The 23,715-nt window shown below is 58.8% G+C and carries 25 protein-coding genes and 2 tRNA genes; 11 read left to right on the forward strand and 16 right to left on the reverse strand.

The window, feature by feature from the left end; all coding sequences use genetic code 11:
* Positions 1 to 201 precede the first annotated feature (201 nt).
* The 3 genes from CCGE525_RS09155 to CCGE525_RS09165 all read right to left on the reverse strand — a co-directional run bounded on the left by CCGE525_RS09155 (position 202) and on the right by CCGE525_RS09165 (position 3,083).
* Positions 202 to 2,190 carry a bifunctional 2',3'-cyclic-nucleotide 2'-phosphodiesterase/3'-nucleotidase gene (locus CCGE525_RS09155; RefSeq protein ID WP_120703987.1) on the reverse strand — a complete coding sequence of 663 codons (1,989 nt, stop codon included), beginning with the start codon at positions 2,188 to 2,190 and terminating at the stop codon, positions 202 to 204.
* A gap of 137 nt (positions 2,191 to 2,327) precedes the next feature.
* Positions 2,328 to 2,687 (reverse strand): PilZ domain-containing protein, encoded by a 360-nt coding sequence (locus tag CCGE525_RS09160; protein ID WP_120703988.1) that lies wholly within the window; start codon positions 2,685 to 2,687, stop codon positions 2,328 to 2,330.
* Between the two features lie 117 nt (positions 2,688 to 2,804).
* Positions 2,805 to 3,083 carry a PilZ domain-containing protein gene (locus CCGE525_RS09165; protein ID WP_245472113.1) on the reverse strand — a complete coding sequence of 93 codons (279 nt, stop codon included), beginning with the start codon at positions 3,081 to 3,083 and terminating at the stop codon, positions 2,805 to 2,807.
* A 280-nt stretch (positions 3,084 to 3,363) separates the two neighbouring features.
* Here CCGE525_RS09165 and CCGE525_RS09170 point away from each other — a divergent pair, with 280 nt between their 5' ends.
* Positions 3,364 to 4,173, forward strand: a complete 810-nt coding sequence (locus tag CCGE525_RS09170; protein ID WP_205587442.1) for an endonuclease/exonuclease/phosphatase family protein — start codon at positions 3,364 to 3,366, stop codon at positions 4,171 to 4,173.
* A gap of 6 nt (positions 4,174 to 4,179) precedes the next feature.
* On the opposite strand, the gene CCGE525_RS09175 is transcribed toward CCGE525_RS09170, so the two are convergent.
* The gene (locus CCGE525_RS09175; protein ID WP_120703990.1) at positions 4,180 to 4,641 is read right to left on the reverse strand and encodes an Lrp/AsnC family transcriptional regulator; all 462 of its coding nucleotides are present in this window, start codon (positions 4,639 to 4,641) and stop codon (positions 4,180 to 4,182) included.
* A 151-nt stretch (positions 4,642 to 4,792) separates the two neighbouring features.
* On the opposite strand from CCGE525_RS09175, the gene ald reads away from it, so the two are divergent.
* Positions 4,793 to 5,911, forward strand: coding sequence for an alanine dehydrogenase (gene ald, locus CCGE525_RS09180; RefSeq protein WP_120703991.1), 1,119 nt, complete (start codon positions 4,793 to 4,795; stop codon positions 5,909 to 5,911).
* An 83-nt stretch (positions 5,912 to 5,994) separates the two neighbouring features.
* On the opposite strand, the gene CCGE525_RS09185 is transcribed toward ald, so the two are convergent.
* The 5 genes from CCGE525_RS09185 to CCGE525_RS09205 all read right to left on the reverse strand — a co-directional run bounded on the left by CCGE525_RS09185 (position 5,995) and on the right by CCGE525_RS09205 (position 9,803).
* Positions 5,995 to 6,468 carry a DUF1203 domain-containing protein gene (locus CCGE525_RS09185; RefSeq protein WP_120703992.1) on the reverse strand — a complete coding sequence of 158 codons (474 nt, stop codon included), beginning with the start codon at positions 6,466 to 6,468 and terminating at the stop codon, positions 5,995 to 5,997.
* 71 nt (positions 6,469 to 6,539) lie between these two features.
* On the reverse strand, positions 6,540 to 7,052 hold the full coding sequence (locus CCGE525_RS09190) for a GNAT family N-acetyltransferase (RefSeq protein WP_120706339.1): 513 nt from the start codon (positions 7,050 to 7,052) through the stop codon (positions 6,540 to 6,542).
* Between the two features lie 59 nt (positions 7,053 to 7,111).
* Positions 7,112 to 7,969 (reverse strand): 3-mercaptopyruvate sulfurtransferase, encoded by an 858-nt coding sequence (gene sseA, locus CCGE525_RS09195; RefSeq protein ID WP_120703993.1) that lies wholly within the window; start codon positions 7,967 to 7,969, stop codon positions 7,112 to 7,114.
* 51 nt (positions 7,970 to 8,020) lie between these two features.
* Positions 8,021 to 8,758 (reverse strand): alanyl-tRNA editing protein, encoded by a 738-nt coding sequence (locus CCGE525_RS09200; protein WP_120703994.1) that lies wholly within the window; start codon positions 8,756 to 8,758, stop codon positions 8,021 to 8,023.
* A gap of 4 nt (positions 8,759 to 8,762) precedes the next feature.
* Positions 8,763 to 9,803, reverse strand: coding sequence for a cysteine synthase A (locus tag CCGE525_RS09205; RefSeq protein WP_120703995.1), 1,041 nt, complete (start codon positions 9,801 to 9,803; stop codon positions 8,763 to 8,765).
* Between the two features lie 299 nt (positions 9,804 to 10,102).
* Here CCGE525_RS09205 and CCGE525_RS09210 point away from each other — a divergent pair, with 299 nt between their 5' ends.
* A complete protein-coding gene (locus CCGE525_RS09210) occupies positions 10,103 to 10,933 on the forward strand; it encodes an SDR family NAD(P)-dependent oxidoreductase (RefSeq protein WP_120703996.1) in 831 nt (276 codons plus the stop codon).
* 133 nt (positions 10,934 to 11,066) lie between these two features.
* Positions 11,067 to 12,179, forward strand: a complete 1,113-nt coding sequence (locus CCGE525_RS09215; protein ID WP_120703997.1) for a sn-glycerol-3-phosphate import ATP-binding protein UgpC — start codon at positions 11,067 to 11,069, stop codon at positions 12,177 to 12,179.
* 239 nt (positions 12,180 to 12,418) lie between these two features.
* On the opposite strand, the gene CCGE525_RS09220 is transcribed toward CCGE525_RS09215, so the two are convergent.
* The 3 genes from CCGE525_RS09220 to CCGE525_RS09230 all read right to left on the reverse strand — a co-directional run bounded on the left by CCGE525_RS09220 (position 12,419) and on the right by CCGE525_RS09230 (position 15,795).
* On the reverse strand, positions 12,419 to 13,333 hold the full coding sequence (locus CCGE525_RS09220) for an ABC transporter permease subunit (protein WP_120703998.1): 915 nt from the start codon (positions 13,331 to 13,333) through the stop codon (positions 12,419 to 12,421).
* A 9-nt stretch (positions 13,334 to 13,342) separates the two neighbouring features.
* Complete coding sequence (locus CCGE525_RS09225; protein ID WP_120703999.1) at positions 13,343 to 14,227, reverse strand: carbohydrate ABC transporter permease; 885 nt, start codon at positions 14,225 to 14,227, stop codon at positions 13,343 to 13,345.
* 215 nt (positions 14,228 to 14,442) lie between these two features.
* The gene (locus CCGE525_RS09230) at positions 14,443 to 15,795 is read right to left on the reverse strand and encodes an extracellular solute-binding protein (RefSeq protein ID WP_120704000.1); all 1,353 of its coding nucleotides are present in this window, start codon (positions 15,793 to 15,795) and stop codon (positions 14,443 to 14,445) included.
* A 238-nt stretch (positions 15,796 to 16,033) separates the two neighbouring features.
* On the opposite strand from CCGE525_RS09230, the gene CCGE525_RS39560 reads away from it, so the two are divergent.
* Both CCGE525_RS39560 and CCGE525_RS09235 read left to right on the forward strand, forming a co-directional pair.
* Positions 16,034 to 16,159, forward strand: coding sequence for a hypothetical protein (locus CCGE525_RS39560; RefSeq protein ID WP_281024649.1), 126 nt, complete (start codon positions 16,034 to 16,036; stop codon positions 16,157 to 16,159).
* A gap of 98 nt (positions 16,160 to 16,257) precedes the next feature.
* Complete coding sequence (locus CCGE525_RS09235) at positions 16,258 to 16,815, forward strand: sugar O-acetyltransferase (RefSeq protein ID WP_120704001.1); 558 nt, start codon at positions 16,258 to 16,260, stop codon at positions 16,813 to 16,815.
* 9 nt (positions 16,816 to 16,824) lie between these two features.
* Here CCGE525_RS09235 and CCGE525_RS09240 read toward each other — a convergent pair whose 3' ends face one another.
* Complete coding sequence (locus CCGE525_RS09240) at positions 16,825 to 17,139, reverse strand: hypothetical protein (RefSeq protein WP_120706340.1); 315 nt, start codon at positions 17,137 to 17,139, stop codon at positions 16,825 to 16,827.
* A gap of 117 nt (positions 17,140 to 17,256) precedes the next feature.
* Between CCGE525_RS09240 and CCGE525_RS09245 the strand changes: the two genes are divergently transcribed.
* Positions 17,257 to 17,331: transfer RNA gene (locus CCGE525_RS09245), tRNA-Asn, on the forward strand.
* A 360-nt stretch (positions 17,332 to 17,691) separates the two neighbouring features.
* On the opposite strand, the gene CCGE525_RS38760 is transcribed toward CCGE525_RS09245, so the two are convergent.
* From CCGE525_RS38760 to CCGE525_RS09260, 3 genes are all read right to left on the reverse strand, one after another.
* The gene (locus tag CCGE525_RS38760) at positions 17,692 to 18,042 is read right to left on the reverse strand and encodes a hypothetical protein (protein ID WP_205587443.1); all 351 of its coding nucleotides are present in this window, start codon (positions 18,040 to 18,042) and stop codon (positions 17,692 to 17,694) included.
* 61 nt (positions 18,043 to 18,103) lie between these two features.
* Positions 18,104 to 18,430, reverse strand: coding sequence for a DUF2613 domain-containing protein (locus CCGE525_RS09255; protein WP_120704003.1), 327 nt, complete (start codon positions 18,428 to 18,430; stop codon positions 18,104 to 18,106).
* 307 nt (positions 18,431 to 18,737) lie between these two features.
* Positions 18,738 to 19,838 (reverse strand): porin, encoded by a 1,101-nt coding sequence (locus tag CCGE525_RS09260; protein ID WP_120704004.1) that lies wholly within the window; start codon positions 19,836 to 19,838, stop codon positions 18,738 to 18,740.
* A gap of 394 nt (positions 19,839 to 20,232) precedes the next feature.
* Between CCGE525_RS09260 and CCGE525_RS09265 the strand changes: the two genes are divergently transcribed.
* The 4 genes from CCGE525_RS09265 to CCGE525_RS09280 all read left to right on the forward strand — a co-directional run bounded on the left by CCGE525_RS09265 (position 20,233) and on the right by CCGE525_RS09280 (position 23,629).
* A tRNA-Cys gene (locus tag CCGE525_RS09265) sits at positions 20,233 to 20,306 on the forward strand.
* Positions 20,307 to 20,515: 209 nt separating this feature from the next.
* Positions 20,516 to 21,658, forward strand: a complete 1,143-nt coding sequence (locus tag CCGE525_RS09270; RefSeq protein WP_120704005.1) for an acyltransferase family protein — start codon at positions 20,516 to 20,518, stop codon at positions 21,656 to 21,658.
* A gap of 154 nt (positions 21,659 to 21,812) precedes the next feature.
* Entirely contained in the window at positions 21,813 to 22,484 is a 672-nt protein-coding gene (locus tag CCGE525_RS09275) for a protein-L-isoaspartate O-methyltransferase family protein (RefSeq protein WP_205587444.1), read from the forward strand.
* 242 nt (positions 22,485 to 22,726) lie between these two features.
* The gene (locus CCGE525_RS09280) at positions 22,727 to 23,629 is read left to right on the forward strand and encodes a DUF2497 domain-containing protein (protein WP_120706342.1); all 903 of its coding nucleotides are present in this window, start codon (positions 22,727 to 22,729) and stop codon (positions 23,627 to 23,629) included.
* Positions 23,630 to 23,715 lie beyond the last annotated feature (86 nt).

Genomic DNA, 23,715 nt, shown 5'->3' on the forward strand with positions numbered 1-23,715 from the left:
GTGGCCGAAAGCTGTTAAACGAAGTGAGACGGCGATCGGTCGGATGAAGGGGGGCCTTCTCGGAGTAGACTCAGCCACGAAAGGAGCCGACTCCGCAAGCATTTGATGATGGTCAGGCACGGCTGCCAACGCCGCAAATTTGGGCCTGGCACCTCACCCTGGCCCTCTCCCCGCAATGCGGGGAGAGGGAACAATCGGGGACTAAAGAACCAGCCGGAAGTTACGGAAACCGTCGGTACCTTCACCTGCATCCTCGATCTTCACGCTCTTCACCTGGGCGAGGAAATCCTTGGCCTTTGGCGAGCTTTGGAACAGGACTGTCGTGCCCGGCAGCGGCTTGAAAGTCCAGTTGCCGTCGGCGGTCGGATTGATCGTGCCCTGATCGTGGACATAGCGGACGATAACGTCGCGGTTGGTGTCCGGAGCCTGGTAGACGACCTTATCCGAAGCGATTTCGGGGAAATTGCCGCCGCCGCCGGCGCGGTAATTGTTGCTGACGACGAGGAACTTCTGAGCCGGATCGATCGGCTTGCCATCGAACTGCAGGTTCTGGATGCGGTTGGCATCGGCATTCAGAACCTTGCCGTCGTCGCCGAACCGGCGCGGCTGCGAGACGTCGATCTGATAGGTGACACCGTCGATGACGTCGAAGTTATAGGACGGGAAGCTGTTGTTGATCAGATCCGCATCCTTGGCGCCTGGCTGGACCTGATTGAACATCGCCGCCGACATTTCCAGCCAGTTCTTCACTTGTGCGCCGTTGATGACGACCGCCTGCACCGTGTTCGGATAGAGATAGAGGTCGGCGACATTCTTGATGGCGATATTGCCGGCAGGAACGTCGGTATAATAGTCGACGCCGTTGCGCCCGCCGCATTTGAAGGGCGCTGCCGCCGAAAGGACCGGCAGATCCTTATACTGCGTCTCCTTCAGCATGTCCTTGATGTACCAGATCTGCGCCTGGCTCACGACCTGTACCGACGGGTCGTCGGCGACGAGAGCGAAATAGGAATAGAGCGGCGCCGACGTCTTGCCGACCGGCGTGCGGACGTAGGTGAGCGTTGCGTCGTGCTCGGCCTTGGCCGCTTCGACCACTTCCTTCTTGTCGGCGACATCGGCAATGACCTTCTTCTTGTCGTCGCGGTGATAGATCGGCCGTGCCTCGGAGGTGAAGTCGACGATTTTCCAGCTATTGCCGTCTTTTTCGAGCAACAGGTCGATCAGGCCGAGATGCGAGCCCCAGAAACCCGCCATGACAGCCGGCTTGCCCTGCAGCGTGCCCTTGACCGGATCGGCATTCTTGATGCCATCCCAAGTCTTCGGGCCGGGGAAAACGAGATGCTGGTGGCCGGTGAAGATCGCGTCGATACCGTCGACAGCTGCGACATAGAGAGAGGCGTTTTCCATCTTGTCGGCCGGGCCGCTGCCGTCGATGCCAGAGTGGGAGAGGGCGATGACGATGTCGGCGCCTTCTTCCTTCATCACCGGAACCCAGGCCTTGGCAGCCTCGACGATATCGCGCGTCTGGGCCTTGCCTTCGAGATTCTTGATGTCCCAGAGCATGATTTGCGGCGGCACGAAGCCGATGAAGCCGATCTTGATCGTGTTCTCATTGCCTGCACCGTCCTTGATCTTCTTTTCGAGGATCAGATAGGGCTTGAAGAACAGGTCGTCCTTCTTCGGGTCGGGGGCGAGCTGGCCCTTGGTCAGATTGGCGCAGACGAAGGGGAAGTTCGCGCCGCCCAGTGCCTTGAACATGAAGTCGAGGCCGTAGTTGAACTCGTGGTTTCCGAGCGTGCCGACCTCATAGCCGAGCGTGTTCATCGCCTTGATCACCGGATGGACGTCGCCGTCCTTCATGCCGTGCTGATAGGCCATGTAGTCGCCCATTGGATTGCCCTGCAGCACATCGCCGTTGTCGATCAGCAGCGAATTGGTGGCTTCGGCACGGATATTGTCGATGATCGTTGCCGTGCGCGACAGGCCCATCGCGTCGTTCGGCTTATCGGCATAATAGTCGTAAGGGAAGACGTTGACGTGAATGTCCGTCGTTTCCATAAGGCGTAGATGCGCCTGATTGCTGGCCGCGCGGGCTGCGAACGGATGCAGCACGATGAGCGCGGCAGTGGCGCTGAGGCCCTGCAGCAAGGAACGGCGCGACATGCTGGGCAATTCCAGAATGGAAGACATGAAACACTCCTTCAACAATGAATCCTTCATCCCTCGATCACCTCTCGGGGTGAGGGAGATTAAGACGAATTTTGAAGGTGTGCACCACGAATATGACAGGCTTATTGTGGTGCCGGCGCCAAGGAGCGAAGAAGCCGTCAGCGTTTGAGAACCGGCTGTATCTCCTTGTGGAAAAAGCGAAAATAGGAGGCAACCTGAGCCGACGCATTGGAGGAGGGATCGAACTCAATGCCGATCCGGCCGTTGTGGATCCAGCGCACGACGCCATCCAAGATGCCGATTTCGTCGCACTCGACACGAACCTTGCTGCCGGCGGCGGCATAGATAGGCGATTGCAGGTCGAGCGCGATACCGCCGGTAGAAATATCGACCACACGGCCGACAACCGCCTTTGCAAAATATCGAACCCGCCCCATCAACCGGACGCGCTTGCGCGGCGAACGCCTCGTCTTGATTTTCAAATTGCCCTGAGCATGCGGTGTTGAAATCGTCTGCATGACTGGCCTCGCTCCCTACGTGTCTCTGACAACATGTATTAGCAGCCCTGCATTGAAAGTTGCTTAGGACGATCGATAAAATTGAAACCATCCGTTCTGAATCAAGACCGGGTCGTCTTAGCGTTTCAGCACCGGGCTGATGTCCTTGTGATAAAAGCGGAAATAGGCCGTTACCTGCGCTGCCGCGTTGGACGACCCGTCGAATTCAATGCCGATCCGCCCGCCTCTGAGCCATCGCACAGTGCCCTCCAAGGCGCCGAGTTCCCGGCTCTCGATCCGGACCTTGCTGCCGCGCATGCCGCTGAACGGTCCACCGAGATCGAAGGCCAGGCCCGTTGTCGAAATATCTGACACCTGTCCCGGAGTGGGCCTGCCGAGATAGGTCAATGTCGCCATGATCCGGCACCGCGTACGGGTCGCCCGCCGTCCCTTTTGCGTCGAAGTGCTTGATGAGTAAAGGTTAATTTGAGCAGACATAAAATTAACGATGGTTAAATATCTATGCTGTCATCGTTAACTTTTGCCACTTAAGGCAAAGCTAGGGAAATTGTTAAAATGCGACCTAAGCTGTTGTTCTTTAAGTTTGAAAGATTAGTTTGAGGACGAATGACGCGCTTTGCGAAAGTAAATGATTGCAGCCTTCGTATGCGGGTTGAGTGAGGATTTTTAGGGAGAGATGACTTTGCGCATTGTTTCATTGAATGCTTGGGGCGGCCAGCTGCATGAATCGCTGATGCGGTATCTGGTCGATGTCGAATCGGATATTCTGTGCCTGCAGGAGGTCACGCGCACCCACGATGCGCGATCCGAATGGCTGGTCTACCGCGACCACGGCGTCGAACTTCCACAGCGGGCCAATCTTTTCGCGGAGATTGGTGCTGCCCTGCCCACACACGACGCCTTCTTCAGCCCGACAGCGCGGGGTGATCTCTTCGATGGCGATCGGCGGATTGCTTCCGAATTCGGTCTGGCGACCTTTGTGCGAAAGTCTCATCCGGTCATCGGCCAGGTATCGGGATTCGTACATAGGGAATTCTCGGCCGATGGTTGGGGGCCGCATCCGCGTGCGCGGAATGCTCATTGCATCCGTCTCTACAACTATGAAAGCGGTTTCGCCGTCACCATCGCGCAGATGCATGGCCTGCGCGATATCGAAGGCAAGGGGGACACACCGGCACGTCGTCATCAAGCGGACGCACTAGTGGAACTCATCCGGCAAGTTCGCCACGGCGATGAGAGGCTGGTCGTGTGCGGCGACTTCAATGTCCTGCCGGGCAGTGTAACCTTCGACGCCCTGAGCGGATTGGGGCTTTCCGATCTCATCACCTCGCGCGGTCACAGCGATACGCGAACCTCCTATTATCGCAAGGAGCCGCGTTTCGCCGACTATATGCTGGTGACATCGGCGGTGGAGGTGATGGCATTCGATGCCGTCGCCGAGCCGGAAGTCTCCGATCACCGCGCCTTGCTGCTTGATCTGCGGTAGCGCGGCTCAAAGACCGACATTCGGCCGATCGATGATTTCGCGCAGCGCGAAGCTGGAATTGATCTTTACCACATGCGGCAGGGCCGAAAGCCAGTCGCGGTGAATGCGCTCGTAGTCCTCGAGGTCGCGCGCGGCAACGCGCAGGATATAATCGTATTCGCCGGACATGAGGTAACAGACGAGCACATTCGGGCAGCGTTTCACCGCAGCCTCGAATTCCGACAGCGTTTTGGCAAATTGGCCGGAAAGCGAGATATGCACGATGGCAATCATCTTGTAGTCAAGCGCCTTATGCGACAGCCGTGCGTGATAGCCGCCGATCACCCCGGCCTTCTCCAGAATGTCGAGCCGGCGCGAGCACGCGGATGGTGACAGGCCCACCTTTTCGGCAAGCTCGGCATTGGTGATCCTGGCGTTCTGCTGCAGCACTCGCAAAATCGAACGATCCATGGTGTCTATATCTGGCATTCGAAGATCCTTCGAAAAATCTCGTCTTTTCGCAATAATTCACGAAAAATAGCCATTTGCAAATTGTCTTTGCAAGGACATTGCAAAGAGGAGGTGGTCTCATTCGCAGTGGAACAGTTGCAAACCGGATAGGCATTCAGGGAGAAACAAAATGCGCGTTGGTTGTCCGAAAGAAATCAAAAATCATGAATATCGCGTCGGTCTGACGCCCGCCTCCGTCCGCGAATATGTCGCCCATGGTCATGAGGTCTGGGTCGAGACTAAGGCCGGTGCGGGGATCGGCGCTGACGATCACGCCTATATTGCCGCCGGCGCCAAGATTGCTGCCAGCGCCAAGGACATTTTCGAAAAGTGCGACATGATCGTGAAGGTCAAGGAGCCGCAGCCTTCCGAATGGGCGCAGCTGCGCGATGGCCAGCTTCTCTATACCTATCTGCATCTCGCGCCCGATCCGGAACAGACCAAGGGGCTGCTCGCCTCCGGCGTCACTGCCATTGCCTATGAAACCGTCACCGACGAGCGCGGCGGCCTGCCGCTGCTGGCGCCGATGTCGGAGGTCGCCGGCCGTCTATCGATCCAGGCGGGCGCAACCGCGCTGCAGAAGGCCAATGGCGGCCTCGGTATCCTGCTTGGCGGCGTGCCGGGTGTTCTGCCGGCCAAGGTCGCGATCATCGGCGGCGGCGTTGTCGGCCTGCATGCCGCCAAGATGGCGGCTGGTCTCGGCGCCGATGTCAGCATTCTCGATCGTTCGCTGCCGCGCCTGCGCCAGTTGGATGACATCTTCAACGGCCGTGTCCATACGCGCTATTCCAGCATCCAGGCATTGGAAGAAGAAGTTTTCGCCGCCGATCTCGTCATCGGTGCCGTATTGATCCCCGGCGCTGCCGCGCCGAAGCTGGTCACCCGTGAAATGCTGTCCGGCATGAAGAAGGGCTCCGTCATCGTCGACGTCGCCATCGACCAGGGCGGCTGCTTCGAAACCTCCCACGCAACGACCCATTCCGAGCCGACCTATGTGGTCGAAGGCGTTGTGCATTATTGCGTCGCTAACATGCCCGGGGCGGTTCCGGTCACCTCGGCGCACGCGTTGAACAACGCCACCATCTCCTATGGCCTCGCGCTCGCAGATCGCGGTCTGCGCGCCATCGCCGAGGACAAGCACCTGCGCAACGGCCTTAACGTCCACAAGGGCCGTATCACAAACAAACCGGTGGCCGAAGCGCTCGGCTACGAAGTCTTCGCTCCGGAAAGCGTCTTGAACGTAGCGTAAATCCCATCGCGCTCATGTCAGACGGAGGCGCCGGCATTCGCATATGCCGGCGTCTCTTTTTCTGCACCGCGCATAACTCTTGGTTATGCGCGGTCGATCCGGCATTGATAGCAATTATTGCGTGCCGAGCGGACATGCACATAGGCGATACCCTCGCGGCTCAGGAGCTCGCCAGCATAAGTCCCAATGTCACCGATCGGTGTCACGGCACCGGTCCCATAGACGATACGGTTGTTTTCGCCGTAGCCACGCACGATGAAATCCGGACTCGTGGTCAGTACAGGCGGCAGGACTTCCTCTGACGCGTAGCGTTCGCACGGCACCTTATGCAAGAAAACTGGCCCGGTCTCGGCATAGGGCTGCAACTCAGGAAATGGTCGGTAGGCGAAGACATAGAGCTCCTCGCCCGCATCGATATTCCGCAGGCAATGGCGGCAGGGATGACCGGGACCATCCGAGATCATGGTCTCTGGTCGGTGACCATAGGCATCCATACCTCCATTCCAGAGGGCCTCGGCATCCGACGTGGGCATGGCGACAAATGCAATCGCTGACATGACAAATCTCCTTCTCGGGGTTTGTCATGTGATGCGCCGCCATAAAGGCAGAAGCCACCCGATTCCTGCGTTTAGCTTTTCTTTGCCAGGTCCAGCAATTCCTTGTCGCTCAGCGGCCGGACGATACCTTCGCCGGTCGAGACCGGAGAGAAGCCGAACATCTGGTAGAGTTGAAGTGCTCGCGGATGGTCGAGATTGTTGGTGGTTGTCGTGATGCGCTGCGGGCTGAGCGTCCACATGGCGTAGAGCGCCTGCAGCAGGAACCACTTGCCGATGCCGAGGCCGAGAGCGTGCTCGATCAGGCCGAAATGGCTGAGCTCGATCGTCTCCTCATCCTCACGGAAATACTCGAAAAAACCGGCAGGTGCGCCATTGACATAGAGCACGCTGATATCGTTGCGCTGGTCGTGCAGAACTGCCGTCAGCTCCTCGTCATGCATCCGAAGCCGGTCGACCCAATGCCAGCGGGCGCCGACCTGGCGATAGAGGTAGCGGTAAAAGGGCAGCGGAATGCTGGGCGAGCGCATGATTGCCGTCTGGATATTGACGGGCACGGGCAGGCTCGCCTTGGGCGGCGCGGTCATTTCAAGCCGGGTGATATGGACTTTGAGCGACGATGGCGTTTTCACAGGGACCGCGCCGCTCAGTCTTTGCCGGTGACGATAGGTGTATCTCGCCGGCTGCCCCATTCCGACCACGAGCCGTCATAGAGCCGGTTGGCACCATGGCCGAGCGATTCCAGCGCCAGCGTGATGATGGCGGCGGTGATCCCGGAGCCGCAGGTGGTCACAACAGGCTTTTCGAGATCGATGCCGGCCTTCTCGATCGTTTCGCGCAGTTCCGGCAGGGATTTGAACTTGCCGTTTGCAGCGAAGCTGCCGGACGGCAGGCTTTTCGCACCCGGCATATGGCCGGAGCGCATGCCTTCGCGCGGCTCCGGTTCGGTGGCGGCGAAGCGGCCGGCGCTGCGGGCATCGGCGATCTGCAGGGAGCCGCTGTCGACGATCTCGAGCATCTCATTGAAAGGGACGATGCGGGCGGCATTGAAATTCGGTTTGAAGGTGACCGCGGGGAGTGCGGGCAGGGCAGTTTCCAGCGGCCGCCCCTCGGCCTTCCAGCCGTCCAGGCCGCCGTCGAGCACGATGACATTCGGGGCGCCCATGACGACATGGAACAGCCACCAGACGCGCGGTGATGCGAAGACGCCGGGGCCGTCATAGACGACGATACGATCGGTCTCGCTGATGCCCAGCTTGCCGACCTCGGCTGCGAAGAATTCCGGCGACGGCACCATGTGCGGCAGACCGGTAGAATGATCGGCGACCTTGTCCTGATCGAAGCGGATGGCGCCGGGAATATGGCCGCTGGCATATTCGGCATCGGCATCGCGTTTCTGTGCCGGCAGATAGAAGGACGCATCGAGGATGCGCAGATCCTTGGCCCCCAGTTCACTCTGCAGCCAATCGGCCGATACGACGAAACGGCTCTTCTCCGCTGTCATGGTAGTCTCCCTGATTTATATCGGGCCTTATTTATAACAGGAATCGTCAGCTCAAGCTTCGTCGGTGGGCGCGCCGAAACGAATGCGGAAGCGGCGGTTCTCTTTGCCCTTCTTCTCGATCTTGGCGATGTAGATTGCACCGACTTCCTGCGTCTCGGACACATGTGTGCCGCCACAGGGCTGGCTGTCAACGACAGAGTTCTCGCCGATGCAGACAAGGCTGACGCGGCCGAGACCAATCGGCGGGCGCACATTCTTGGATTTGACGATACCCGGATTGGCTGCAAGCTCCTCATCCGTGATCCACTGAACGAAAACGGGATGGTTCTCGTTGACGAGCGCCATCATCTTCGCCGTCACCTCATCCTTGTCGATCGTCTCGCTCATGTCGAAATCGACGCGGCTTTCGTCCTCGCCGACGGCCGCACCTGTGATCGGATATTGGCAGACGACCGAGAGCAGGTGGCAGGCCGTGTGCATACGCATCAGCCTGTAACGGCGCGGCCAGTCGACATGCAGCACGAGCTTTTCGCCGACGGCAGGCCGCGTTTCACCCTCGAGCGGCACATGGATGATGATATCCTTCGTCGCCCCGTGCTTGGTCTGGCCAAGCGCGATTTTCGAACCGTCGGCGCGCTCGAAGAAACCGATGTCGCCCGGCTGTCCGCCGGAGGTGGCATAAAAGCAGGTCTGATCGAGCTCGATGCCCCCATCTTCGTGAATTGCAGCTACGACAGCTTCGGCGGTCGAGAGATAGAAATCGTCACGATAAAGGGCATTCACCGACATAAGATCACGCTAGGTTCTCGTAAGGAACAGGAATATCGGAATTCGTCGTCAGATATGCCGGCAGCGGCAGGCCCTTCGACTTCAGGAAATCCGGATTGAAAAGCTTGGACTGATAGCGATTGCCATAGTCGGCGAGGATGGTCACGATCGTATGGCCCGGGCCGAGATCCTTGGCAAGGCGCGCAGCGCCGGCAATGTTGATGGCCGTCGAGCCACCGAGGCAAAGACCTTCGTGTTCGACCAGATCGAAGACATAGGGCAGGGCTTCGGCATCGCTGATCTGATAGGCGAAATCGGGCTTGAAGCCTTCCAGGTTAGCCGTCACGCGACCCTGGCCGATACCCTCCGTGATCGAGGAGCCGGAGGATTTCAGCTCGCCGTTCTTGTAGAATTCATAAAGTGCGGCACCTTCGGGATCGGCGATGCCGATCTTGATGTCCTTGTTGAAGGCATGCAGACCCATGGCCACGCCCGCCAGTGTGCCGCCAGAACCGACCGAGCAAATGAAGCCGTCTATCTTGCCGTTGGTATCGGCCCAGATTTCCTTGGCGGTCGTTTCGATATGGGCCTGGCGATTGGCGACATTGTCGAACTGGTTTGCCCAGATCGCACCGTTCGGGTCGGTCTTCGCCAGCTGTTCGGCCAGCCGGCCGGAAACCTTCACGTAATTGTTGGGATTCTTGTAGGGAACGGCCGGCACTTCCACGAGTTCGGCGCCGAGCAACTTCAGCGCGTCCTTCTTTTCCTGGCTCTGCGTTTCCGGAATGACAATGACGGTGCGGTAGCCGAGCGCCTTGGCGACCACCGTCAGGCCGATACCGGTATTGCCCGCCGTGCCCTCGACGATGACGCCGCCGGGTCTCAGCAGGCCCTTCCTTTCGGCATCGCGGATGATGTAGAGCGCGGCGCGATCCTTGACCGACTGGCCGGGGTTCAAGAACTCCGCCTTGCCGAGAATGGTCGAGCCCGTCGCCTCGGAGGCACCCTTTAGCTTGATCAGTGGCGTGTTGCCGATCGCTTCTAGGACGGAGGGATGGACGGTCATGGAATCTCTGCCTTCTGTTCAGGACTACTGTAAGAACGGTCTTTTCCCTTCACAAGGCGGCATAGGCAAGAAATTCTGTTCCACACTCCCCTTCCACGCCGCAAAATTCCACTTGGGCGATAAAAGTCATCTGCAAAGCGTCCTTGAAGGGCCCCGGCCTTCTGCCTCGTCGACGCGGATTTCTACCCTGACGACCGTGGCTGGCCGAAAGAGGCCACAATGATGCGTTAGTTCTAAAATGCTGCGGAAGACCGCCCGAAGGCTGCATCGGGAAGGTTGCCGGCCAAGGAGAAAAAGTCATGCGCCCGTTTATTGCCCGTCCCGAACATGGAGTGATCTGGATCACAGGAGCCAGCTCCGGGATTGGCCGGGCGCTGGCACTGAAACTTGCAGGCGAGGGCTACAAGGTCGCCGTCACCGCCCGACGTCATGACAAGCTCTTGGAGCTGCAGGCGGAAGCAAGCGAGCAGCCCGGCAGCATTATCGTGCTCGACGGCGATGTCACCAATGCCGAGGATATGGAGCACACCGTCGCGGCGATCGAATATCAACACGGCCCGCTGGCTCTGGCGGTCCTCAATGCCGGCATCTATCTGCCGGCGCGCGGCGAGGATCTGAACCACGATGTCTTCGACCGGAGCTTTGCCGTCAATCTCCATGGCGTCATCAACTGCCTGGTACCGGCTGTGCGCCATATGAGGGCGAGGGGGCATGGTCAGATCGCCATCGTCTCCTCTGCGGCTGGCTATGGCGGTGTACCAGCGGGCGCGGCCTACGGCGCGACCAAGGCCGCCCTGATCAACATGGCCGAAAGTCTGAATTTCGAACTTGACCGGATGGGCATTCATATCCAGCTCGTCACGCCGGGCTTCGTCGACACAGCGCTGACCGGGAAGAATAAATTTTCAATGCCGGGACTGATGTCGGCCGAAGACGCAGCGAAGGCGATCGCCGCCGGCCTGAAATCGCCCGGTTTCGAAATCACTTTTCCGAAGAGCTTCACCTACCGCGCGAAGCTGGTGAACTTTTTGCCGTATAGCCTTTATTTCCGCGTCATCAGACGTATCATCGACGGCCGTCGCCCGTCGCAGGCCTCCGGCCATCATCCCAATCCGCATCCGGCCGAATAGCTGCTAATGTTGCCTCTGATGAAAAGCTTGTGCGCTGCACAATTCGCCGGGCCTTGTCACCGTTTTGTAATGCAAGTTCGCTAGCAGTCCAGCCAACTGACGGGCCCAGAATTGACAGGCAGGGAAGAGCAAGATGGCAGAGATCCGGATCGAGCAAGTCCGCAAGGCCTATGGCCGCAATCAGGTCGTGCACGGCGTCGACCTGAACTTCCGCTCCGGCGAGTTCGTCGTCATTCTCGGCCCTTCCGGCTGTGGTAAATCCACCCTGCTGCGCATGATTGCCGGCCTCGAGGATATTACGTCAGGCGAAATCATCATCGACAACAAGGTGGTCAATCAGCTCGAGCCGCGCGAGCGCGGCTGCGCCATGGTCTTCCAGAACTACGCGCTTTATCCGCATATGGATGTCGCCGCCAACATGGGCTACGCGCTGAAGGTGGCCGGTGTGCCGCGCGAGGAGCGCGACCGCCGCATCAAGGAAACGGCCCGCATCGTCGGCCTCGAAGATTTCCTCGCGCGCAAGCCGTCCGAGCTGTCTGGCGGCCAGCGTCAGCGCGTCGCCATGGGCCGCGCCATCATCCGCGAACCGAAGGTCTTCCTCTTCGACGAGCCGCTTTCCAACCTCGACGCCAAGCTGCGCGTGCAGATGCGTGTCGAAATCCGCCGCCTGCACAAGCGCCTGTTGGCCACCTCGGTTTTCGTTACCCATGATCAGGTCGAAGCCATGACGCTCGCCGACAAGCTGGTGGTCATGTACAAGGGCAATGTCGAGCAGGTCGGCACGCCGCTGGAAGTCTACAATACGCCGCGCACCCGTTTCGTCGGCTCCTTCATCGGTTCGCCGGCCATGAATTTCCTTGAGGGTTCCTTTTCGGCGAATGGCGAGCAATTCATTTTTGACGGACTGCCGATCGCCGTCGACGCCAATATCGGCAAGCGCCACGCTGGTCAGCCGGTCGCGCTTGGCATCCGCCCGGAACATGCGCGTCTCGTGCCGGCGGGTACGCCCGGCGCTGTTCCCGCCACGGTGGATTTCGTCGAAGAACTCGGCGCCGGCCGCGTCATTCATTGCGATATCAAAGGCTCGAACTTCGCCGTTGCCGTCGCCGACCATACCACGGGACAAACGGGCGACGCCGTCGGCCTGGAGCTTCCCCAGCAGCATACTCATCTTTTCGCCCAGGACACCGGCCTGCGGCTCGATGCCATTGCCTCCGTCACGCCCCTCAAGGTCGCGGCGAATTAATTTTCAGAATCAATTTTCAGCAAGAGCGCCCGGAAATCCCATGGGATTTCCGGGTTTTTTGGTGCTTAGGTGGAAGACGGCGGCTGTGGCCTGAAAGCTCGATTGACCCTTACCTGCACGAGCGCACCCATTAGCGTCGCGATGTTTGCACGACGTCTAGGCCTGTTATGCTCGCACTATCGTCGATCAGGCGTCAGGAGCCTGCCGCACTTCCCAAGGAAGCGCGGCAGACAATTCAATTACTTCTCGGGCACGATCAGGCCACGCACGAACCAGCGCTGCATCAGCACAACGACGGCGAGGGGCGGCAGCATAGTGATCAGCGTGCCGGCCATGGCGATGTTCCATTCCGGAATGCCACCCTCATTGGGAATGAGGCTCTTCAGCCCAACGACTGCCGTGGAGAAGGCGGGATCGGTGGTCACGAGCAAAGGCCAGAGATACTGGTTCCAGGCATAGAGGAACATAATGGTGCCGAGCGCGGCCATATTGGTGCGCGACAGGGGCAGCAGGATATCGACGAAGAAGCGCAACGCGCCGGCGCCGTCCATGCGGGCAGCCTCCGTCAATTCGTCCGGCACTGTCAGGAAGAACTGGCGATAGAGAAACGTGCCCGTGGCGGTTGCGACGAGCGGCAGGATTAGGCCGGAATAGGTATTCAGCAATCCCAGGTTCAGCGACACTTGAACGCCGCTTACTTGCTGGATCAGCCAGCTTATGCCGGTGATGTCAAGAATTGCCTGAAAGGGCGACAGCACGTTGGCCGCCACCGCATAGGTCGGCACGATGCGAACTTCCAAGGGCAACATCAACGTGATGAAGACCGCCCAAAAGATCAGGCCTCTGCCGGGATAGCGGAAATAGACCAGCGAAAAAGCCGTCAGCGCCGAAATGATCACCTTGCCGGCAGCCACGCCGGCGCCCAGAATCAGGCTGTTGAGCAGTTGTGGCCCAAGATTAGCCGTCGTCCAGGCTGTTTTCATGTTGGCCCAAAAATCGCTGCCGGGGATCATCGACATGGGGACGTCGTTGACATCGGCAAGATTGTGCGAGGCGGCGATCGCGACGATGACGAACGGCGCGACTGCCACCACGAAGCCGATAAACAGGATGATATGGGTGAAAAAATCGAGTATGGGGGTACGTTCGACCATGGTCGCGCCTCAGCGGTAATGTACGCGCCGCTCGATGAAGCGGAACTGGAAGATGGTGAGCAGAATGATCAGCAACATCAGGATGATGCTCTGCGCGGCGGCGCCCGAATAATCGAGGCCTTTGAAGCCGTCGAAATAGATTTTGTAGACCATGAGATTGGTCGAGTTGGCTGGGCCGCCACTGGTCATGATGTCGACGATGCCGAAGGAGTCCTGGAAGCTCTCGGTGATGTTGATCACCAACAGGAAGAAGATCGTTGGCGTCAGCAGCGGTAATTGCACGTCTCGGAAGCGGCGTAGCACGCTGGAGCCGTCCATCGCGGCCGCCTCGATCAGCGAGCGCGGTACACCTTGCAACGCCGCCAAGAAGAAGATGAAATTATAGCCGATATATTTCCACGAGAAGGCGATGATGATCGAGGCCATGGCATCGGCGCCGTTGAGACCCGGATCCCAAAGGCCCGGCCAATAGTGATTGACAACGGACATGAAGCCGGCTTCGGGCGCCAAGATGAATCGGAAAGCCATCGCCAGCGCGGGCGCAGCGATACCGTAAGGCCAGATCAGCACCACGCGGTAGATCTTAGAGCCTTTGAGCTGTCGATCGGTCAGCGCTGCCAATATCAATCCGCCGCCCATTGCCAGCGTCGTCGTGATCGCGGCAAAGGTCAGGCTTAGGGTCACCGAGTTCCAATATTCGGGGTTGGTGAGGATGGATCTGAAATTGTCGAGTCCGACCCACTCATTACCACCGCCCCAGGGTTGCTGCAGCGTCAGCGACCAATAGACCGCCTCACCTGCTGGCCAATAGAAGAAGGTGAAGATCAGGAGAATTTGCGGCACGGCGAAGAGGAAGCCGATGCTCCATTTGCTGAAGGTTGTACGCTTTTCCATCGGCCCTTCCGGTGAAGATGTCGGTTGCCAGTGCTGCATCATGCCTTTGGCCACGCATGGCGGAAGGGATGATGCAGTCGTTCGAACGAAGCCTTCGATCACGAAGATTGCCGAACCTTGCCCGCTGGATCAAGGTCGGTCGTCGCACCGATGTCGGCTTATAGAAAACGTCCGCCGGGAAAGCCCGGCGGACGCTTGCTGTGGAAACCTGCAGATCAGGGGAGCTGCTTGCCCTTGTAGGTGGCTTCGAAACGGTCGAGGACGGCGTTGCCGTTCTTGACGAGGTTGTCGAGGCCTTCCTGAACGCTAACCTTGTTGGCGAAGATGGCCTGCATCTGGTTGCCGAATTCAGCGCGGATCTGCGTGAAGTTGCCCAGGCGAACGCCGCGGGTGATCGCGGTCGGCTCGGAAGCCGTCAAGCTGGCGATGGCGACTTCGCGGCCCTTGTACGGAGCCTTGTCGTAGAAGCCGGAGGACTTCATGAAGTCGAAGCCGGACTTGGTGACCGGGATGTAGCCGGTATTGGTCGACCAGAAGAGAGCGGTTTCCGGCTTGGCGATGAAGTTCAGGAACGCAGCGGCGCCCTTGTATTCATCGGAAGACTTGCCAGCGAGAACCCAGAGGGAAGCGCCGCCGACGAGCGAGTTCTTGCGCTCCGTGCCGGCGTAGACCGGAAGTTCGGCAACATCCCAGTTCATGCCGGCCTTCTGCGTCTTGCTGACGGTGCCGTGGTCGCCGACCGAAGTCAGGATCATCTGGCAATCGCCGGAGGCGAAAGCCTGGACCATGTCCTGGCCGAGGTCCTTCGACTTGATCTTGATGAGGCCGGCGTCGTACCAGCTCTTGAGGTCGGTGACGTACTTGACGAACTTGGTCTTGTTGACGGTCAGGCGGGCATCGAGGCCGTCATAGCCGTTGTTCTGAGTAGCAACCGGCTCGTTGTGGATGGCCGAGAACTGCTCCATCAACTGCCAGCTTTCATTGCCGGAGATGTTGATGGCCATCGGGCAATCATAGCCTGCGCCCTTGAGAGCCTTCATGTCGTCTGCGGCTTCTTCCCAGGTCTTCGGAGCGGCGGTCTTGCCGATCTTGGCGAAGGCGTCCTTGTTCCAGTAGAGCAGGGCGGTCGAGGAATTGAACGGGAAGGAGAGCAATTCGCCCTTCGAGGTGGCGTAGTAGCGGGCGATACCGGGGAAATAGTCGTTCCAGTTAACCTTGTAGCCGTTTTCCGACATCAGCTTGCTGACCGGATAGTAGGCGCCCGAAAGCATCATGGTCGCCGTGCCGACGTCATAAACCTGCACGATAGTGGGCTGCTTGCCAGCGCGGAAGGCGGCAATGGTGTTCTGCAGAGCGGCGTCGTAATTGCCCTGGCTCGTGCAGACGACCTGATAGTCGGTCTGCGAATTGTTGAAGTTCGTGCACATCGTCTGAACGACGCGTTCCAGATCGCCCGACAGGCCAAACCAGAAATCGAACTTGATGGGAGCAGCAGCAGCCGGCAGGGCCAGCGCTAAGCTCATGACGCCGGCGGCAGCCGCCGAAATGCAGTTTTTAAGTTTCGACATATCCCTAATTCCTTTTGAAAGCTCGGAACCGATGGCCTTGCGCAAGTCCGCGGCAGCGGCGTTATAGACAAGCTGTGTGACAGTTTGTTGTGGGCCAAAATCTCTTGTCAGCAGGGGTTTCGCGTCTCTGCAAACGCTTTTAAAGGGCTATCGCGGAATAATCCGGAGGAAGGGGCAGACAGTGCTTTGTGTCTAACATAAGGTGCGTCTAAATTTTAAATATCGGGAGGAGCTACGCATGAGTCGTCGATCCCGGCGCCTCATCAGGATGGAGCGCTATATGATGCAGCAATTGCTTCTGATTATAGCTGGACTCACCTTGATTGCACTCGCCCCGTTGGCGCTGTTGATCGCGACATATTAATGGGCGCGGCTGAGCTGTGCGCTCTCCTTGCCGCCCACCCGTATCGTGTGCATGATCGTCCCGACAAACTGACAGAAGTCTCGGGAGGAGAGCGGACGATGGGCCAAAGCGAGCGGCAGAAGATGGCGGCGGGGGAATGGTATTGCTGCATCGATCCAGAGCTCGATGGTTTGCGCGCAGTTGCCCGCGAGGCCGTGCATCAGCACAACACTATGCCGCCGGGCGAGCGTGGCAATATCGGCCCCGCGCTGTCGATGCTTTTTGCCAGTGTGGCCGAGGGCGTGTTTATCGAAGCGCCGTTTCATTGCACTTACGGCATAAATATCTCGCTCGGCCCTAACGTCTATTTCAATGCCGGCTGCATCATTCTCGATACTGCCACCGTGCGCATTGGAGAAGGCAGTATGCTCGGGCCGGGCGTTCATATATATTGTGCGGAACACCACAGGGGTCTGGCGGAGCGGCGCGCCGGGCTGGAAGTCGCGCGGCCGGTCGAGATCGGCAGGGATGTCTGGATTGGCGGCGGCGCCATCATCCTTGGCGGCGTGACCATCGGCGATGGTGCCATCGTCGGGGCAGGCGCAGTCGTTACCAAGGATGTGGAAGCAGGCGCGACGGTGGTCGGCAATCCTGCGAGGCATTTGGTCGTCAGATAGGTAAAAAGATTAGTCTGCCGGCCGCCGCCGTCTCGTCCACCACACGGCAAGGCGCCGACGCCAGCGCCGTACGAGCGGCAGGTCATGCGATAACACGATGAAGCCCAGCGGCAACATCCAGAAGCCGAGGACGGGCAGGAAGCCGAGACAGCCGCCGAAGATCAGCGCGAGACCAATGCCAAGGCGGGCAAGCCGCGATCGCGGGAGTGGAATGCGAATGGAGCCGATAACCAGCGCGCGTGCGGTGTGATCTATCCCGAAATGCCGGGCCTTTTCGCTGCCGTTGCGATCGGTGTTTTTTTCGGCTCTGCCTTGATCGATCATCCACAGGAGATGGTAAGGCGACGAAATAATACAAGGGAAATGGATTTTTTTGAAAAAACCGCTTGGCAAATCGGGAAAGCGTTTGTATTACCCCGCTCACACCGCGCCAAGCGGTATTCCCTGGTAGCTCAGCGGTAGAGCATTCGACTGTTAATCGACAGGTCGCCGGTTCGAATCCGGCCCGGGGAGCCAGTTTTTAAGAGCCACATTCTCATTGCCGGGAATGTGGCTTTTTCATTTTCCAATCTTCTGCGTCGAGGCTGGTGGCATTTCCTCGGATGTCGAGCGCCCGCTTCGCCAGCTCCTCCGGGTCACTGCGGAGCGGCCGATATAGCCAGGCTCGGTCATCGCTGGACTTGGATGGATACCCATGTCCTGCGTTGTTGAACATCGTGCCGAAAAACGACACGATCGCGGGTGGTGGAAGTAGCCATTCCCTGTGCCGCGCGTGGCGTTCTGACGCACTTTCCCTTCAGGTCAGGCTGCTCTCGGAAACGTGAGGACGCATTCATGTATCGTTAATGTGAATCGGAGCATGAACGTCGTGCGCCATCATAGCGCAGCATATTCCCCCAATGCTTTTAGAGGTTCGAAATGAAAAACCTGATTCTTGCTTCCGCCGTCGCTCTGGCCTCCTTTGTCGGCATCAGCACGCAGTCTGAGGCAGCCACGATTGTGCATGTGGACAATCATCATCATCACCATTGCGTCGTAAAGACCGTACGCCATCACGTTAACGGCCATTGGGTCGTGCGCAAGGAACGCGTTTGCCGTTAATTCTGTAACAAGTTCAAGCCGGTGGCCTTTGTCGCCGGCGAAATAAGCCGGCTGTTGCCGAATATTGTTCGGCAACGGCCGGAATGTTTTTGGGGGTAAGAGCAGCAGACCCCGCTCATTTTTCATGACGGCGATGCGCCAGGAGTCATCATGAAGCGCCTAAACGACCACTGCCTGCCGCTGTGAATTACGGCCTGATTTCGAAGTAGATGCCTCCGTGGTGCGGACGGTAGTACCGGTTGCGGTAGCGCCAGTCATCATCCCAATAACGGCGGCGATCCCAGCGGTTATCGCGCCAATAGCGGCCATGATAGTGGCGATCGCGCCAATATTCCCGTCGCCCATAATCCCAGTTCGGGTCTCTCCGGGATCCGTGCTCTTGAACCTGAATGACACCGGAAGAGCTAGGCGAGGGCGAATTCGTCAAAGGCAGTGCCGTTGCTGGAACCACGGCGGCCAGCACTGTTCCGATGGTGAGCGAGGCGGCCAGGACTATCGAAGCAATGTGTCTCAAAACGCCGAATCCTTTCGTGGAACAACATCTCTTTTCCCGGGAAAGAACGCCGCGACGGCGGCGAGGTTCCCCTTCAAGGTTGATCCTGGCTCCGGCGACAACACGCTGGAGGACGGCAATGGCGAGATTTTAAGGGGTTGCAGCCCGCTGAAAGTGGCGTAACCGGCTGTGTCGGGCAGGGTCTGAACGAGACCGAGGCTATACGCTCAGGAGGCGTTTGCGTAGAAAAGAGGCCCACATGGAAAAGGAGCCCGGCAGGGAAAGCCGGGCTCCTCTCTTCTCTGATCGGAGGTCAATTCAGATCAGGTCAGAAGTTGCGCTCGAAGCGGAGGATACCGGCGACGGTATCGTCCTTGGCAACGTCGTAGTGAACGTAGGTCACTTCCGGCTCGACCAGCAGGTTCTTGACCGGGTTGAACTTCAGGTTCGTCGTTGCTTCGAACATCTTCGAGTCGGTGTAGGCGAGCTGGAGATTCCACTTCAGCTTGTCGTTGAACGGTACGCCAACGCCGCCCCAAACTGCCCAGTCGCCCCAGCCGCATTTTGCGCCATGAACGGTGCCGTCCGGTGCCGTGCAAGCCGAGACGTTCTGGTTCGAGCCGGCATACTGGTTCAGCTTGTCGCCGTCCGTGTTCCAGCCGCCCATCAAGAAGGCCGAGAAGGCGCCGAAGTCAGCGTCGACACGAGCCTTGATAGCGCCTTCTTCGACGATGGAGTCATAACCACCGACGACGCGGAACTGCCAAGCGCCGGCCTTGTAGCCAGCACCGGCAACGACGTTCGGAGCATAGTGGTTGGCCTTCGAGGTAACCCAGGCGCCGTCATAGCTGGAAGCGTCAGAAGAGGAGTTGGAATCTTCGAGCGAAACTACAGCCGTGAAGCCGTTGCCGGCGTCATAGTTGTAGGTCAACTGATTGAGTTCGTACGGACCGTCATAGATCACGTCGTCGTTGATGACGTCGCCGGCGTAACCAACGAACTGGTTGTAGTAGGAGTCGGTCTTACCAACGGTGAAGCCGCCGAGGCTGATGTACGACCACAGCAGGTTCGTTTTCGTGTCGTTGCCGTCGTTCCAGTCCCAACGAACGATGGTTTCGGTCTTCAGCGGACCATATTCGGTGTCGGTCGCGGTGTCGACGTTCAATTCTGCGCGGGTGTGCCAGAGTGTCCCGACCTTGCTGGTACGGTTGTAAGCGTCATACCACTCACCTTCCGTACGCACCTTTCCGCCGACTTTGAGGCAGGTCTCGGTACCCGGGATGAAGAAGTAGCCTGCACCGTAGGCGTCGCAGATGCGAACGTATTCGAGCGGCTCCGGCTCGGCGGCAACGATGGCGTCGGCCGCGTGAGCACCGGATGCTGCTGCAAGCGCGGCAGCGGAGCCGAGAAGAAGGCTCTTGATGTTCATAATAACTCCAATCTTTTCCTGATTGGGCATGAGATATCGCGCCGAAAAGACGACGTGCCCAACCCCATCCCGTTCATGTTCCCTATCAGTAGGTGCGAAGTAATAAGCTTCGCGAACTATTTCCTGAACCCGTCTCGCTGATTTGACAAGATACTAAGGTGGGCGAATTATACGCGCACTACTTGAAAAAGGGCCTTGTTGCAAAAATGACGCAATTCGCCAGATGGGCGCCTCTGGGTGCCTTATTGGTGTCAATAAAATGGTAAGGTTTGCGGCGGTTTGGCGGCGCCCGCGAGCTGGAAGCCAAGTTATTTGATGATCAGCCGCGATAGGTCTTGCGCTCCAATAAGATTCGTTCTAAACGCCCGCCATCACTCGCCTTTACAAATCGGATGGCCTCGTGGCGGAGTGGTTACGCAGAGGACTGCAAATCCTTGAATCCCGGTTCGATTCCGGGCGAGGCCTCCAAAATTTCCCTTCACGAAAGCTGATAATGTCCGCGACAACCGATTGGTTGTCGCTGAAATTGCAGACATTTTCTGCACGTCCGCGGAATAGATTCGCACTCCTTCTGAGTCGAACGTCGCAGCCCTGTATTTGCAGCAAAATGCTGCATTGCAGAAATCGACCGCTCCCCTATGTCCCGATCACGTGTCGGTCGAACAAATGGGTAGTCCATGAAATACGTTAGGGAGTTTGAGGCCCTCAGGGGCATGCTGGCGATCTGGGTTCTCGTCGGCCATGTCGCTTCGGCCGTCGCCATTCACGGGCGATTGTTTCAGGAGCGATTCTATAATGAGTATGCGGTCGATGTTTTCATCATTCTCAGCGGCTTCGCTATCACCGCATTGATCGACAAACGGCCGGAGCCCTATCGGCTCTATATCGCCCGGCGCGCGCTCAGAATCTTTCCGGCCTACCTCTTCTATTTGGCCATTTCCGTAGCGGTCGCGACAATCGCGTTGCGCATATGGACGGCTTCGCCTGATGGTTCGATGAAGGCTGCGCGCATCGGCATTGCCGCCGACACGCTCGCCTATTGGCCCTGGCATCTCCTGGCGCATCTGACGGGCCTGCATGGGCTGGTACCGCCCGGTCGCTTGCCGTCGACCGACTATGCTTTTCTCGGCCAGGCCTGGAGCATTTCGCTCGAATGGCAATTTTATCTGGTTGCACCACTGCTGATCGGATTGGTGATCAGGCCGGTGTCATGGCAGCGAATCGCGGCGCTCATTCTCCTGGTGCTCGCTGTCGCTACAGTTTCGCCGAAGCTGCCGCAAAGCTTTCTCGGCAAATGGCTCGTCGGTTTCAGCATCGGCATCGGCAGCTTCTATTTCATGAAATACCGTGCTCTTGGCGAGCCCTTCCTGAAAGCGTTGCCACTGCCGCAGCTTTGGCTGATCGGGATCATCCTCTGCATATTGCAACGTTCCGTCGCCTATCTGCCGCTTGCCATCTGGCTGACGGCGATGCTGGTGATCATTTCGGCGCGCGAGGGCAGGGGCGACATCTATGAGCGGCTGTCCGCCATTGCCTGCAGCCGACCGCTACAGTGGCTGGGCGGCATGGCCTATTCTCTTTATCTCTCGCATATGCTGGTGCTGCTTTTCGCGCTCGGAACGCTCCCGAGCCTTGGCCTTTCCTCACCATGGGCGCAGGCGGCCTATCTCCTGGCGGTGACACTCGTCGGCACGCTCATCGTCTCCCGGCTGTCTCATCTTTATATAGAGAAGCCGTTTCACGAGTTCGGCCGCAATCTCGGCAAGAGCGCACCCGTTGCGGCCGAGCCTGCCGATGTCCCTGAAAAGCAAGCGGTTTGATCTATGCAGGGAGGAAAGGGCTGTTGTTGCACGGCGACGCATCGTCACGAATTTCTGCGCCTGCGGCTGCAACGCCTTGAAAGCGCAGCCGCACGCGATTAAGACACGCTGAGCATACAAGCAAACCCGGCTTTGCCTTAGGGCGCGAGAGGATATGATGGATTTCGAAGCAGCACGCGTGAAGATGGTCGAGAACCAGATTCGCACGACGGATGTCACCTCCCATTCGGTGTTGAATGCGTTTCTGACGGTGCCGCGCGAGAATTTCGTGCCGGAGAAGTCGAAGCTCTTGGCCTATATCGACAACGATATCGAGATCAGCCCGGCCATTTCCGGCAAGCCGGCGCGCTTCCTGATGGAGGCATCGCCGCTCGCAAAGCTCCTGCAACTCGGTGAAATCGATAAGGAGGACAAGGTCCTCGATGTCGGCTGCGGCACGGGTTATGTTTCGGCGCTTCTGTCGATCCTTGCCGGCTCGGTCGTCGCGCTCGAATCCGACGAGGCGTTGGCCGTTGAGGCCAAGACCAATCTCGCCGCCCTCGGCTACGACAACGTCACCATCGTCACCGGCGAGCTGGAAAAGGGCCATGCCGGCAGCGGTCCCTATGACGTCATTTTCGTCGACGGTTCAGTTCAAGAGGTGCCGCAGGCGCTTCTCGATCAGCTCGGTGAAGGCGGCCGGTTGATCGTCGTCCTGGGCTATGGCCATGCTGCCCGCGCCACCGTGTTTATTCGGGAGCGTGGTGCTCTTTCGGAAAACGTCTTCTTCAATGCTTCGATCAAGCCGCTGCCGGGCTTCGCCAAGGCAAAAGAATTTGTGTTCTGACCGGTCGTACGGCTGAATGACCCTTTTAGGACGGGCGCTTTGAGCGCCCGTTTTTCGTTGGGCATTTGGATAAAGAAGTCCACAATATCAGGTGATTCGCAGCCACCGTAACAAAACTGTGCATCAGGTAGCTTAGTGCTATCGCGGTGATTTTTTTCCCACGGGTAGTATTCTACGGTGGCGCTGATTGGAGCGCTGCTTTGGCGGAATTCCGGTCATTGTCTGGGAAAACGGGGATGAATATGGCTCAGCCAAATGTAGTGCGTGAACCGTCCATGGAAGAGATTCTGGCGTCGATCCGCCGGATTATCGAAAGCAACGAGCCCGGCGCCGGTAAGTCCATTTCCCCCTCCCTGCCAGCGGTTTATACCGTTGCCGATGATGAGCAGGATGGCGATATCCACCTGACGGTCGATGAAGAATTTGCTGCTGCTGAACTGGATGACGTACCATTCGCCGCAGCCGCTGTCCCCGAGCCACGTTTCGTCGCAGCCAATTCGCAGGTTCCGATGCGCGAGCCGGAATCGCCCGCCCGCACCATGTCGCTTGCCGATGTCGCAGCGCGCGTTCGTGCCGCCTCCGAACGGAATGCTGCGCAGCTAAACCCAGCGCGCGAAGCGCCGCAGCCGCGCGAATTGCCGCCCGCCATGGCCGCGCGTCTCGCCGTTGAGCCGGTCGCCGATGTGCCATTGCGCAACGCGATCGCCGAGGCGCCGGCGCCCGTCGTTACGCCGCCTGCAGCTGCTCTTCTCGCTGAGGCAGCCGTGTCCGTTGCCAAGGCCGAACCGCAGCCTGCACCGGTGGAAGAGCGGCAGCCGCCCGTCGCTTCAGCGGCGCCTCCGGTCGAAATGCCGGTTTTCAATCAACCGCAGCCGGCTACAGCCGCTGCAGATCGCTACCTGCCGCAAGTGCAGGCTGAGCTTACATCCTCGCTGATGTCGGAAACCGCCGGGGCGCAGGTTGCCCGTTCCTTCGGCGAGCTCGCCGCCGCGATCGACGGCAGCCAGCGCCGGTCGCTTGATGAGATCGCCCAGGAGATGCTGCGGCCGATGCTGCAGGAATGGCTGGACGACAATTTGCCGACTTTGGTCGAGCGTCTCGTGCGCGAAGAAATCGAACGAGTGGCTCGCGGCCCGCGCCGCTGACAGCCTGAGCTTCGGGTAGACGATCCGCCGCTCCGGCTTCCGGGGCGGCTTTTTTATTGACTTGCCCGCGCCCATCCTATTTACAA

It is taken from the genome of Rhizobium jaguaris (assembly GCF_003627755.1).
GTDB classification, from domain to species: Bacteria; Pseudomonadota; Alphaproteobacteria; order Rhizobiales; family Rhizobiaceae; genus Rhizobium; species Rhizobium jaguaris.

Bases quoted from the DNA above. Each gene is read 5' to 3' on its own strand.
- CCGE525_RS09155 (WP_120703987.1), bottom strand. From the start codon at position 2,190: ATGTCTTCCATTCTGGAATTGCCCAGCATGTCGCGCCGTTCCTTGCTG.
- CCGE525_RS09160 (WP_120703988.1), bottom strand. From the start codon at position 2,687: ATGCAGACGATTTCAACACCGCATGCTCAGGGCAATTTGAAAATCAAG.
- CCGE525_RS09165 (WP_245472113.1), bottom strand. From the start codon at position 3,083: ATGGCGACATTGACCTATCTCGGCAGGCCCACTCCGGGACAGGTGTCA.
- CCGE525_RS09170 (WP_205587442.1), top strand. From the start codon at position 3,364: ATGACTTTGCGCATTGTTTCATTGAATGCTTGGGGCGGCCAGCTGCAT.
- CCGE525_RS09175 (WP_120703990.1), bottom strand. From the start codon at position 4,641: ATGCCAGATATAGACACCATGGATCGTTCGATTTTGCGAGTGCTGCAG.
- ald (WP_120703991.1), top strand. From the start codon at position 4,793: ATGCGCGTTGGTTGTCCGAAAGAAATCAAAAATCATGAATATCGCGTC.
- CCGE525_RS09185 (WP_120703992.1), bottom strand. From the start codon at position 6,468: ATGTCAGCGATTGCATTTGTCGCCATGCCCACGTCGGATGCCGAGGCC.
- CCGE525_RS09190 (WP_120706339.1), bottom strand. From the start codon at position 7,052: ATGACCGCGCCGCCCAAGGCGAGCCTGCCCGTGCCCGTCAATATCCAG.
- sseA (WP_120703993.1), bottom strand. From the start codon at position 7,969: ATGACAGCGGAGAAGAGCCGTTTCGTCGTATCGGCCGATTGGCTGCAG.
- CCGE525_RS09200 (WP_120703994.1), bottom strand. From the start codon at position 8,758: ATGTCGGTGAATGCCCTTTATCGTGACGATTTCTATCTCTCGACCGCC.
- CCGE525_RS09205 (WP_120703995.1), bottom strand. From the start codon at position 9,803: ATGACCGTCCATCCCTCCGTCCTAGAAGCGATCGGCAACACGCCACTG.
- CCGE525_RS09210 (WP_120703996.1), top strand. From the start codon at position 10,103: ATGCGCCCGTTTATTGCCCGTCCCGAACATGGAGTGATCTGGATCACA.
- CCGE525_RS09215 (WP_120703997.1), top strand. From the start codon at position 11,067: ATGGCAGAGATCCGGATCGAGCAAGTCCGCAAGGCCTATGGCCGCAAT.
- CCGE525_RS09220 (WP_120703998.1), bottom strand. From the start codon at position 13,333: ATGGTCGAACGTACCCCCATACTCGATTTTTTCACCCATATCATCCTG.
- CCGE525_RS09225 (WP_120703999.1), bottom strand. From the start codon at position 14,227: ATGGAAAAGCGTACAACCTTCAGCAAATGGAGCATCGGCTTCCTCTTC.
- CCGE525_RS09230 (WP_120704000.1), bottom strand. From the start codon at position 15,795: ATGTCGAAACTTAAAAACTGCATTTCGGCGGCTGCCGCCGGCGTCATG.
- CCGE525_RS39560 (WP_281024649.1), top strand. From the start codon at position 16,034: ATGAGTCGTCGATCCCGGCGCCTCATCAGGATGGAGCGCTATATGATG.
- CCGE525_RS09235 (WP_120704001.1), top strand. From the start codon at position 16,258: ATGGGCCAAAGCGAGCGGCAGAAGATGGCGGCGGGGGAATGGTATTGC.
- CCGE525_RS09240 (WP_120706340.1), bottom strand. From the start codon at position 17,139: ATGATCGATCAAGGCAGAGCCGAAAAAAACACCGATCGCAACGGCAGC.
- CCGE525_RS38760 (WP_205587443.1), bottom strand. From the start codon at position 18,042: ATGAAAAATGAGCGGGGTCTGCTGCTCTTACCCCCAAAAACATTCCGG.
- CCGE525_RS09260 (WP_120704004.1), bottom strand. From the start codon at position 19,838: ATGAACATCAAGAGCCTTCTTCTCGGCTCCGCTGCCGCGCTTGCAGCA.
- CCGE525_RS09270 (WP_120704005.1), top strand. From the start codon at position 20,516: ATGAAATACGTTAGGGAGTTTGAGGCCCTCAGGGGCATGCTGGCGATC.
- CCGE525_RS09275 (WP_205587444.1), top strand. From the start codon at position 21,813: ATGATGGATTTCGAAGCAGCACGCGTGAAGATGGTCGAGAACCAGATT.
- CCGE525_RS09280 (WP_120706342.1), top strand. From the start codon at position 22,727: ATGGCTCAGCCAAATGTAGTGCGTGAACCGTCCATGGAAGAGATTCTG.